The organism is Sporosarcina aquimarina, from assembly GCF_023715615.1.
GTDB classification, from domain to species: domain Bacteria; phylum Bacillota; class Bacilli; order Bacillales_A; family Planococcaceae; genus Sporosarcina; species Sporosarcina aquimarina_A.
In genome coordinates this window covers 90,069-100,882 of the sequence record NZ_JAMBOM010000008.1, presented here as the reverse complement: position 1 = coordinate 100,882, position 10,814 = coordinate 90,069, and the positions used below count along the sequence as shown (strand labels likewise).

Annotated in this window: 11 protein-coding genes; 7 read left to right on the top strand and 4 right to left on the bottom strand. The window is 42.9% G+C overall.

Translation table 11 applies throughout. From position 1 onward, the window contains the following. The first annotated feature begins 134 nt into the window (after positions 1 to 134). Genes M3197_RS15740 through M3197_RS15730 form a run of 3 tightly spaced genes read left to right on the top strand, consistent with a single transcriptional unit; the run spans position 135 to position 1,468 of the window. The gene (locus M3197_RS15740) at positions 135 to 782 is read left to right on the top strand and encodes a pentapeptide repeat-containing protein (protein WP_251662622.1); all 648 of its coding nucleotides are present in this window, start codon (positions 135 to 137) and stop codon (positions 780 to 782) included. Positions 783 to 821: 39 nt separating this feature from the next. Further along, positions 822 to 1,298 carry a hypothetical protein gene (locus tag M3197_RS15735; RefSeq protein ID WP_251662620.1) on the top strand — a complete coding sequence of 159 codons (477 nt, stop codon included), beginning with the start codon at positions 822 to 824 and terminating at the stop codon, positions 1,296 to 1,298. Beyond that, positions 1,295 to 1,468, top strand: coding sequence for a hypothetical protein (locus M3197_RS15730; RefSeq protein ID WP_251662618.1), 174 nt, complete (start codon positions 1,295 to 1,297; stop codon positions 1,466 to 1,468). The genes M3197_RS15735 and M3197_RS15730 overlap by 4 nt, the downstream gene beginning before the upstream one ends. Before the next feature lie 43 nt (positions 1,469 to 1,511). Here the strand turns inward: M3197_RS15730 and M3197_RS15725 are convergent, their stop codons facing one another. The 4 genes from M3197_RS15725 to M3197_RS15710 form a co-directional block, all read right to left on the bottom strand. Continuing rightward, positions 1,512 to 3,623: an MMPL family transporter gene (locus M3197_RS15725; RefSeq protein ID WP_251662616.1), complete on the bottom strand. Its 2,112-nt coding sequence runs from the start codon at positions 3,621 to 3,623 to the stop codon at positions 1,512 to 1,514. Positions 3,624 to 3,877: 254 nt separating this feature from the next. After that, complete coding sequence (locus tag M3197_RS15720; protein ID WP_025783780.1) at positions 3,878 to 4,078, bottom strand: cold-shock protein; 201 nt, start codon at positions 4,076 to 4,078, stop codon at positions 3,878 to 3,880. A 158-nt stretch (positions 4,079 to 4,236) separates the two neighbouring features. After that, entirely contained in the window at positions 4,237 to 5,235 is a 999-nt protein-coding gene (locus M3197_RS15715) for an inorganic phosphate transporter (RefSeq protein ID WP_251662614.1), read from the bottom strand. 12 nt (positions 5,236 to 5,247) lie between these two features. Beyond that, positions 5,248 to 5,868 carry a DUF47 domain-containing protein gene (locus M3197_RS15710; protein WP_251662612.1) on the bottom strand — a complete coding sequence of 207 codons (621 nt, stop codon included), beginning with the start codon at positions 5,866 to 5,868 and terminating at the stop codon, positions 5,248 to 5,250. A gap of 237 nt (positions 5,869 to 6,105) precedes the next feature. On the opposite strand from M3197_RS15710, the gene M3197_RS15705 reads away from it, so the two are divergent. The 4 genes from M3197_RS15705 (at position 6,106) to M3197_RS15690 (ending at position 10,740) form a co-directional block, all read left to right on the top strand. After that, on the top strand, positions 6,106 to 6,639 hold the full coding sequence (locus M3197_RS15705; RefSeq protein ID WP_251662610.1) for an NfeD family membrane protein: 534 nt from the start codon (positions 6,106 to 6,108) through the stop codon (positions 6,637 to 6,639). 26 nt (positions 6,640 to 6,665) lie between these two features. Then, positions 6,666 to 8,228 carry a flotillin lipid rafts scaffold protein FloT gene (floT, locus tag M3197_RS15700; RefSeq protein WP_251662608.1) on the top strand — a complete coding sequence of 521 codons (1,563 nt, stop codon included), beginning with the start codon at positions 6,666 to 6,668 and terminating at the stop codon, positions 8,226 to 8,228. 501 nt (positions 8,229 to 8,729) lie between these two features. Beyond that, entirely contained in the window at positions 8,730 to 9,428 is a 699-nt protein-coding gene (locus M3197_RS15695; RefSeq protein ID WP_251662606.1) for an ABC transporter ATP-binding protein, read from the top strand. Further along, positions 9,418 to 10,740, top strand: a complete 1,323-nt coding sequence (locus tag M3197_RS15690; protein ID WP_251662605.1) for an ABC transporter permease — start codon at positions 9,418 to 9,420, stop codon at positions 10,738 to 10,740. The genes M3197_RS15695 and M3197_RS15690 overlap by 11 nt, the downstream gene beginning before the upstream one ends. Positions 10,741 to 10,814: the final 74 nt, after the last annotated feature.

Here is a 10,814-nt window from a genome sequence, read left to right as displayed (position 1 = left end):
TAGCGTACCCATGGACGTTTGAAGATTCAAATATCTAATTATTATTGTTTATCTGCGTGTCAAAAAAATATTTTTGGCACCCTAACAACGGGTCAAACCGTTGATACATCAACATTTATAGAGGGAGTGATGGTATGAGAAAAATGGGAATTCAAAAACCAAAGTTATCAGCACGACGGGAACAACTACGTGTTGAACAGATTCCTTCAGACCCGGAAACGCTTCGTGGCATTGAAGTGCAGAACGGAGATTTACGTTTTACGAGTGGCATGCAACTTGCAACTGATGATGCAGTGTTCACGGATTGCACTTTTGCAGAAATGGATTTATCCGGCGCCTCATTCGTCGATACGGTATTTGAACGGTGTGATTTCTCGAATGTGGAGGCGGGGCATGCAGACTTATTGCGCTGTGAATTCCGCAACTGCAAATTGACTGGAGCGAACTTCGATCATTCGGTGGTCAAGCATGTACGTTTCGAAGAGTGTGACGCGCGCTACGGCAGTTTTAGTTTCAGTAAGTTGCAGGCGGTTCAGCTCGAAGATTCCCAGTTTTCGGAGTCGGACTTTTTTGAGTGCGTATTAAAAGATATGAAGCTTTCCCGTAGCCAATTGGAGAATGCGAATTTTAGAGAGACAGATCTTGCAGGAGTGAATCTGGCTGGTTGTACATTCGAGCGCTTGGAAGTGACACCGTCCAAAATTGCAGCATGCACAGTTTCTAAGGAACAAGCAATCGGATTTGCACGGATGTTCGGGTTATTGATACACGAAGAATCATGATATACTGAAACGAACAATAAGAGGAGTGTGTAAACACCAATGCTTACATTTGAAGAGAAACAAACAATTATTGAATCTTACCCGGAGCTGTCACGTAAAGACGTTTCAATGAAACGAGTCAATTATCATTATGCAGCTAGTAAATTTGATAAGACAGTTGTCGTTCAGCATTTACATCCAAATGGCAACGCGTTTATTTACGTTGCGGATGTTCCTGGCTATGAGCCGGATAGCCGCGGGCTTGTGAATGTCCGCGAAGCTTCTGAAGCAGAATTACGTAAGACGATTGAAGATGCAATTGCAGGGTTGGCTGAAGAGAAGGTGGAATCAGAACCGGTTGAAGAAGTTTGGTTAGACGGACATAACTCTAAACTCGAGCTAAAAGAAGAACTTGGTGCTTGGAACATCTATCACGGTTTAAATTTGGAAGATAGTTTTGGGGATTACCAAGAAGCTGTGGATTATTTGAGAGAAGAAGGATTTAAGAAAGTGGAGGACGGAGGGATCGTCCGATGAAAGGGAAAACAATCGTGATTGCAGTGATTGTCCTGACAATAGTAGCGGTAGCTGCCATTTACTTTCTAGTCATGGCAACGTTCAAACACGACCAACAAAGTGTCGATTCATCCGTAGACACATCAGTTTCGATTGAATGGATGGAACAACAGGCAACCGTAAGTCTATAAAAAAAGACACATACTCCATGAAGGAGCGTGTGTCTTTTCGTTATTAATCAGCTTTTTTTCGGAATGGCAACCACCAGTTCCAGTCACCAAACAGTTTCATAAGACTTGGAACAAGTAACAAGCGGATAATGGTCGCATCAATTGCTACCGCAAGTGCAATCCCAACACCAATTTGCTTCACAGGCATGACATCTGTAAACGCGAATGCACCAGTCAATACAATCATGATAAGCGCAGCGGACGTAATGACTTTACTTGTCGATGCAAGTCCTTCAACCGTTGATTTGTCATTGTCACCTGTTTCCAAATAGGACTCCTGCATACGAGAAATTAGGAAAACTTCGTAATCCATACTCAGTCCGAAAACGAGGCTGAAAACGATGACCGGGATAATCAGAGCAATCGTTCCAGGATGGAGTCCGAAATGACCATATTGGAAAATGTAGACGAGCAGTCCGAATGACGCCGACAATCCGATGATGTTCATCAGAATCGCTTTAAACGGAATGAGGAGCGATCGGAATGCAATCATTAAAATGATGAACGTTGACACTATAATGATGAGTAGGGCATAGACGATATTGTCTGTAATTTCGTCAAATATTTCTTGGTTGAACTTCGCTTCTCCTCCGATTTGCAAGTTCCATGGAGTCTCTTTCTCAGACCATTTTCGTGCCCAGTCTTGGGCTTTACTTGATGCACCATCCGCTTCCAGTGTTACAGGAATCATAAGGAGGTCTTTGGAGATGAATGCATCGAGCAATGGTTGCAACTGAGCAGATTGTTCTGGGAGTTGTAACGCTTTGGCGAAGTCTTCCGGTTGTTCAATACCACTTTCTGAGAAAACGGTCGTCACTTTACTTGTGAGTGCATCTTTTTCGAGAGCCTGTTGAACGTCTTTGAGTGCATTCAATCCTTCTTCATCTTCCCAACCGCCTGAGCGTTCGGCTATAACGAAAGAAGTGGATTCGTTCCGAATACCAAATGCATCCTCCATATTCTCATAGGCAGACCTTGTGTCATATGAAAGCGGCAAGGAGTCAATCTGCGGAATCGTAAGCGTCATGTTGCGAACGGGTATAAGCGCAATTCCGAGTAGGACAAGTGCAACAATCGTGATGAGGACTGGACGTTTAATGACACCTTCGGCAAAGGAGCGCCAACGATCTGTTCCGGTTTTGACGTTAAGAATCTGTCCTTTGTCAATCAGTTCCTTCAATACAAGGAGCACAGCTGGCAATAGTGTAAGGGAAGCAAGAACTGCCATCGATACGACAATCATGCCACCAAGTGCGATATTTTGGAAGATATCCACACGAATGAGAAGCATCGCACCAAGTCCGATGAAAACACAAAACGCTGAGAAAATAATCGAGCGTCCTGCTGTTTCAATTGTGGTGCGAACCGCTCCAGGGATCGATTGTAGTTTTCGTTCTTCCCGATATCGACTGATGAACAGGAGAGCAAAATCGATACTGAGTGCTAGTCCGAGCATCGGAATAATATTTAGGACGAAGATGGACAAATCCGTGGTTTCGCCGAACAATGCTAGGATTCCGAATGACGTAACAATCGTGGCTATCCCGATTAATAGGGGAACTAGAGAAGCGACAACAGTACCAAATGCGAATAGCAAAACAATGAGTGCAATTGGGAGACCGATAGCTTCAGCCACCATTAAATCTTTTTGACTTGCCGCGTTAATATCTTTTGTAATCGGTGATTGTCCGGTAAGTGTAATACCATTATCTATTCCCACTGTATCGCGAATTTTAGTAACGAGCCCCGACTTATCGCTCTCCCTATCGTCGAAATGAAGCATCGCATAGGAAATGTCGTCTTGATACTGATCCAGTTCGTCTAATGGGGAAATGATATCTTTTGTAATATCTAGCTTTTTGATGGCGGTTAAAGCTTCTGAAATTTCATCATCGGTTTTCCCTTCGAAGACGAGAAACATGGTTTCGTCGGGCTGATCAAAATCTTGCGTTAACGTCTTAGAAACGTCTTCTTGCTCGCCATCCATACGGAATCCATCGCCTTCAAGAAGACCTGGAAGTCGGATAGCGAAAATGGCAAAACCGATGAGTAGCAAGATCCAGAACCCGATTAACCATTTATACCGAGCGGCAACGAAGCCGGAGAATGCCTTCATGTTGAGTCCCTCTTTCTTATGTAAGTTTCGTTATGTTCATCATATCGGGTAGAGTTGAAGAATGGAACTATTTCGTTGGAAGAATTCGTATCTTTGGGTGGAGGAGTGAAGATGAGTTGAATTGACAATGTGGGGGGTTGAAAAAGGAGAAAGGAATTGGAAAGAAGAAGCGAATTAGCATCAAGAAGCAATTCAAAATGAGCATAAAAAAACCGTTCCCTCAGGAGGAAACGGTTTTGAAAGGTTGAAGTTAATTAGTTCTTTTCAACGTTTGTAGCTTGAAGACCGCGTTGGCCTTGCTCGATTTCGAAAGTTACATCCTGGCCTTCTTCAAGAGTCTTGAAGCCTTCGCCTTGGATTGCTGAGAAGTGTACGAATACGTCGTCGCCATCTTCACGTTCGATGAAGCCGTAACCTTTTTCTGCGTTGAACCATTTTACTTTACCATGTTCCATGTTTGTTTCCTCCTCGTATGCGTATTTGCGCATACATTGTGTTACTATCCTTGCTCAAGTCTTGAAAGGGTCAAGTGAACTTAACCATCGCGCCGAACAAAAATAATTCTTCTTTATCATAACAGACGGCTGTTGGCAAAGCAACCCATATGTTCAAATTAAAAAAACAAGTTCAGCAATTGATACAATAGTGCAGCTACTAAAGCAGAGATCGGCATCGTGATCACCCAAGTGATGACAATCTTCTTAGCAGTCCCCCATTTAACGCCTTTTACACGTTGAGCAGAGCCTACTCCCATAATGGAGGAAGAGATCACATGAGTTGTCGATACAGGCAAGTGAAGAAGCGTTGCTCCAAAAATGATGGCAGCAGAATTCAAATCGGCTGCAGCCCCATGAATTGGACGGATTTTCATAATCTTACCACCGACTGTTTTGATGATTTTGTATCCACCGATGGATGTCCCGATACCCATGGAAGTGGCAGCGGCAATCCGTACCCACATTTGAATATCATCACCTGTTTGAAGGTTTGCAGCAATGAGGGCCATCGTAATAATCCCCATCGCTTTTTGAGCATCATTTGTACCGTGTGTAAACGACTGAATCGCAGCTGTGAGAATTTGTAAATACCGAATACGTTTGTTCGCTTTAAACAGATTTCGATTTTTCAGCACAGCACGAAGGAGCGTCATGACGATGAATCCACCGGCAATTGCAATGACTGGTGAAATGAGAAGTGCCTCCATAATCTTTATGAAACCACTGTAGTTCAGAATTCCAAGACCTGCCGCTGAAATCGCAGCGCCTGCAATCGAACCGATTAAAGCATGTGAAGAACTAGATGGAATACCGAAATACCACGTTACCAAGTTCCAGATAATCGCGGACAGGAGAGCCGCTAAAATGACGAGTGACCCGTTGTCTAGTGTGAATGGGTCCACAATATCTTTTGAAATGGTTTTTGCTACGCCAGTGAATGTTAAAGCACCCGCAAAGTTCATTGTCGCAGCGAGTAAAATCGCTGCACGAGGCTTCAGTGCACGCGTCGACACGGAAGTGGCAATCGCATTCGCTGTGTCGTGAAATCCGTTGATGAAATCAAATGCAAGTGCGAAAATGACTATCAAAATTGTCAGAAGCAATACTGTATCCATCAGTCTGCCCCCTTACGCGTTACGCATGATGATCGTCTCAATCGTGTTGGCGACATCCTGGCAGTAATCTGCAACATCTTCTAAGAGTTCGTATATATCTTTAAACTGGATGATTCGGATTGGATCCGTTTCGCGTATGAACAATTGTTTAATGGATGTACGAAGCACTTCATCACAAACTCGTTCATATTCCTTAATAGTGACGGCATGATCACGCATCTCAACAAGTTTTCTTCGTTCTAACAACTTCATCGCTTTTACGATTTCATCGGAACTTTTCACAATGTTGTCCATGAATGTCTGGACGTATTCATCGATTTCAATCAATGAAAACATTTCTAAGTTAGCAGCGAAATGTTCGACTCCGTCTAAAATGTCATCCATCTTTATAGCGAGTTGTAAAATATCTTCACGCTCGATTGGTGTCATGAATGATACGTTCAGTTTTGAGATAAGCTCGTGGATTAGGTCGTCCCCATCCGTTTCGTATTTCTTTAACCGTATACTAACTTCTTTTAAGTCAGCAACGGACGTCACTTTATAATCATTTGCATAGTGCATGGCTTCTTGCACATGTTCTGCGATTGTTAGCAAAGCAGCAAAAAAGGGATCGGTTTTTCTTGGACTGAACATGATTGACCTCCATCCGATTATCGGAAAGTGTATTGGTTAATAACTTATCTATTATAGCAAATTCAGTGTCGTAAGACGAACATATTTTGCGTTTTTTCGACAAAAAAATTGAACTCCACGAATTATTCACAAAAGAGGAGAGAAATAACCAAATTTAAAATTCAGTCACAAAATATTCATTCAAATGAATCCTTTCCAAATCTCGTACGTATAGAATAGACAAAGGGGGTGTTTGAAATGGAACTGTTCGGCATGACGACTCAAGAATTATACTTACCGATATTGATTGTCGCAGGGATTGCAACATTGCTCTACTTATTCTTCAGTGATTTAACGGATGGAGCAGGTGATCTGTTTCCTTTATTGGATCCAGCTGTCATCTTGCCATTCATTACCTTATCGGCAACGTGGGGATATGTATTAGAACTAGCTACAGGACTCGGAAGCGGAGTCATTCTTATTATTGCACTTGCTGCCGGCGCAATACTCGACTTTTTACTATACTTCTTCATTTTGTTGCCACTAAAGTCGGCAGAAGTTTCGATTGCCTATGCGGACGAATCTCTTGCAGGAAAAGTTGCTAAAGTAATTGTTCCGATACCTGCTGATGGCTTTGGTGAAATTGTCATTGAAACAGTCAATGGCGTATTGTCGAAACGAGCGTCAGGCTATGAGAATCTTCCGATTGACTATGGAAAAGAAGTGCTTATTATCGAAGTCGATTCAGGGACATTCATCGTCAAAGAATACGAACCTTTCCGTTTCAAATAATCTTACTAGTTTAAGGGGGAAACAAAATGCCAATAGAATTATCTGGAATTTGGATTGCCATTGCAGTCGCCGTATTTGTTGTGTTAGCTGTCATCCTTGTGTACGTAACCAAGTACCGAACAGTTGGTCCAGATGAGGCCTTAATAGTTACTGGTAGTTATATCGGGTCGAAAAATGTCCATACTGACGACTCTGGAAACAAAGTGAAAATCATTCGTGGTGGCGGTACGTTCGTCCTGCCCGTGTTCCAACAGGCAGCTCCACTCAGTTTGCTGTCCAGCAAACTTGAAGTTACAACTCCTGAAGTATACACGGAACAAGGGGTTCCAGTGATGGCAGACGGAACGGCAATCATCAAGATTGGCGGGTCCATTTCAGAAATTGCCACAGCTGCTGAGCAGTTCCTCGGAAAGTCAAAAGAAGACCGAGAGAACGAAGCGAAAGAAGTATTGGAAGGTCACCTACGGTCCATCTTAGGATCAATGACAGTTGAAGAGATTTATAAAAACCGAGACAAATTCTCTCAAGAAGTTCAACGCGTGGCCTCACAAGATTTAGCGAAAATGGGCTTAGTAATCGTTTCATTTACGATTAAAGACGTACGCGATAAAAACGGTTATCTCGATTCACTTGGTAAGCCGCGTATCGCACAGGTTAAACGTGACGCCGATATTGCTACCGCGATTTCAGAGAAAGAAACGCGTATTAAGAACGCAGAGGCTTCTAAAGAAGCACAGAAAGCTGAAATCGAACGCGCAACTGAAATTGCAGAAGCTGAAAAGGAAAATCAATTAAAAGTTGCAGAATATCGTCTGGAGCAAGACGCAGCTCGTGCACGTGCAGACCAAGCGTACGAACTACAAACAGCCCGCTCCAAGCAGGAAGTTATGGAGCAAGAGATGCAAATCCGCATCATCGAACGTCAGAAACAAATTGAACTCGAAGAAAAAGAGATTCAACGTCGTGAGCGACAATACGACTCTGAAGTTAAGAAAAAAGCAGACGCGGACCGTTACGCAATTGAGCAAAATGCAGCGGCTGATAAATCCCGTCAACTTGCTGAAGCCGATGCAGAGAAATACCGCATTGAAGCGCGTGCAGCTGCAGACGCTGAAAAAGTCCGTCTCGATGGTACAGCGCGTGCCGATTCCCAACGAGCTCAAGGTGAATCTGAAGCAGATATCATCCGTTTGAAAGGTCTCGCAGAAGCAGAAGCGAAGCGCAAAATCGCGGAAGCATTCGAACACTACGGTCAGGCAGCAATGCTCGATATGATCGTCGGCATGCTACCGGAATACGCGAAACAAGTTGCAAGTCCACTTGCTAACATCGATAAGATTACTGTGGTCGATACAGGTAGCGGAGAAGGTGGCGGTGCCAACAAAGTCACGGGCTATGCAACAGACCTCATGTCTACTATGCAGGAATCACTAGGTGCTACAACAGGTCTAAACATCAAAGAAATGCTAGAAAGTTACGCAGGTAAAGGGACATTGCGCCCAAGCCTCGATAACTTAGCGGAAGAACTCAAGAAACCTCGTTCACCACTAGCGGCATCTACAGAAGAATCTGCAACTGACGAAGCGTAAGGGAAAAAGTGAACTAATTGAATGAAGGAAGCTGTTCTCCTTAGATGTCTCGGGAGAATAGCTTTTTTTGTGTGTTGGGATTTTTCAGGAATCTAGTATGTAAAGTGTGGATGTTTCTAAATACTTGGAAGTGCTCATAAAACTGGAGAAACGCTCATATACTCGCAAATGTGCTCATAAATTTGTAAAAGTGATCAAAAATCTCTAGAAGTGCTCATAAGTCCTTGAAAATGATCATAAACGAAAAAAACTGCTCATAAAACTTGAAAACTGCTCATAAACCTCTCATCCAACACCGTGCGTTCCCACGGCCGCGCCAATCCCTATCCACACTATAAAAGTACCCTTCATCCATCAAGACAAAGAAGCCGAATCCACAATTCATTCTGAGAAGCACTCAAACTTCTCTCATCTTAAGAAACTCTTCATATTTCCATACACTACTTCTAAAGAATTGGCTGTCATACTCAAAGTATCAGCAAATTAGAGGAGGACAACAAAGTGATTCATGTAGAACATATACAGCATTCATTCAAAATCGGTAAAAAAGGAAAAGAGCGGCCGATCCCTGTCTTAAAAGACCTTTCTTTCGAAGTGCAAAAAGGTTCCATCATTTCTATTGTCGGAAGAAGTGGATCAGGGAAGTCGACATTACTTCATATTATGGCTGGATTCCTAAAGCCTGAGAGTGGAAAAATTACAGTTAATGGAACAGTGACATCTGATTTCAATGAAACCCAAAGTGCAGAATTCCGACTCGCCCAATTCGGGTTCATCTTCCAGAACTTTCAGCTCATGCCCGGTCTCACGACATTCGAAAACATTGAGCTCCCTTTAAAACTGAAAGGTGTCTCAAAAGCAGAACGCACACAACTCGTGAAGCAACTCATCCAACACGTCGGTTTAAAAGAAGTACAAGACCATTACCCAAATGAGTTATCGGGCGGTCAACAACAACGCGTCAGTATCGCTCGTGCCCTAATCACAAATCCCCCAATCATTTTTGCAGATGAACCAACAGGCAGTCTTGACTCAGAGACGGAACAGGAAATCCTAGCGCTCATCCGTTCATTGAACGAATCACGTGGGATTACTTTCGTCATTATTACGCATGACGATGAGGTTGCGTCAATCGCAGATGAGATTTACCAAATGCATGACGGTGTTTTAAAAGCAGGGGGTGTGCATCATGCAATTTAAGGATCAAATCGATTTTGTTAGCCAGCACATTAAAAAGAACAAACTTCGGGTCTTTATGACGATTTTAGCAGCAACGATGGGGACGGCTTTCCTGATCATATTGGCTTCTGTCGGTTTCGGCATCCAAGACACATTGAAAAAAGAAATTCTCGATAACCGACTTGTGACCCAAGTAGAAGTGTATGCAGCTGATCTAACTATTGACAAAGCAAACGAAATGAAAAAACTGGACCATGTAAAAGCCGTGGTTCTGAGACAAGAAGTGAATGCCTTTCAGGAAACCACACTAGATAAGTATAAGGGTCAAAGCGGACTTCTCGTTTCAGATTTTGAAGAGGAAAAGAAAGCCGGATTCGCTTTAGAAGAAGGACGATTACCGAATGGGAAATATGAAGTGGTGGTCGGACATGACTTCGCTAAAAATTTAATGAATGAAGAAGAGGTAGAAAAATTTCAAAATCAGCAACAAGGCAATAAATTGAATGAAGAAGAACAGGCTGAACTAGAATTGCCACACTATAAAGGAGATTTACTAGGTATGGAAATTGCCTATGAAATTGGAAGCTACGAAACGAATGAATCTTACAAAGAGCCGATTAAACTGACGATTGTAGGAATCGCAAAGGCTCCTGCGAAAGACTTTATTTTAGACGGTAAACTGTACGCAGATGCTTCGCTTATTCCAGAGTTAGAGGCCATTTACAAGAGTCATCAGGCAGAAGAAAGTGAAGACTCGCTTTTCTATCCGAATTTGAATGTATACGCCGATGAACTGCAGAATGTAAAGGGGATCACAACTTCGTTAAAAGATGACGGCTATTCTGTCTATTCCATATCAGAAGAATTGGAGCAAATCGATGTCTTTTTCTTAGCACTGAAAGCAGGTCTCATCTTCGTGGGAACCATCGCGATCTTGATCTCTTCTATTGGTATCTTTAATACGATGACGATGGCCGTGACCGAGCGTACACGTGAAATCGGTGTCATGAAAGCACTCGGAGCGAAGCCGAAATTGATTCAACGTTTATTTTTACTGGAAAGTGCATGGATTGGCATTATTGGAACTGTAATCGCAGTCCTCCTTTCTTATGCAATTAGTATTCTCGCAAACTACATTTTGCCACTCATCGTCGGAGCGGCACTTGGAGAAGAAGATTTCAATGAACTGAACGTTACGTTTTCCATCATTCCATGGCAACTTGTTGTCATTGCATCCGCAATCAGTATTGGCGTAGCGATGATTTCAGGATGGCGTCCCGCACGCAAAGCAACCCAAATCGATGTTATCGATGCGCTGCGCCGTGAATTATAAAAGGAAGATCCGCTCGTTATGGCGGATCTTTTTCTTATTATACTGATTCAAATATCTTTGATTTTACAGCTGAA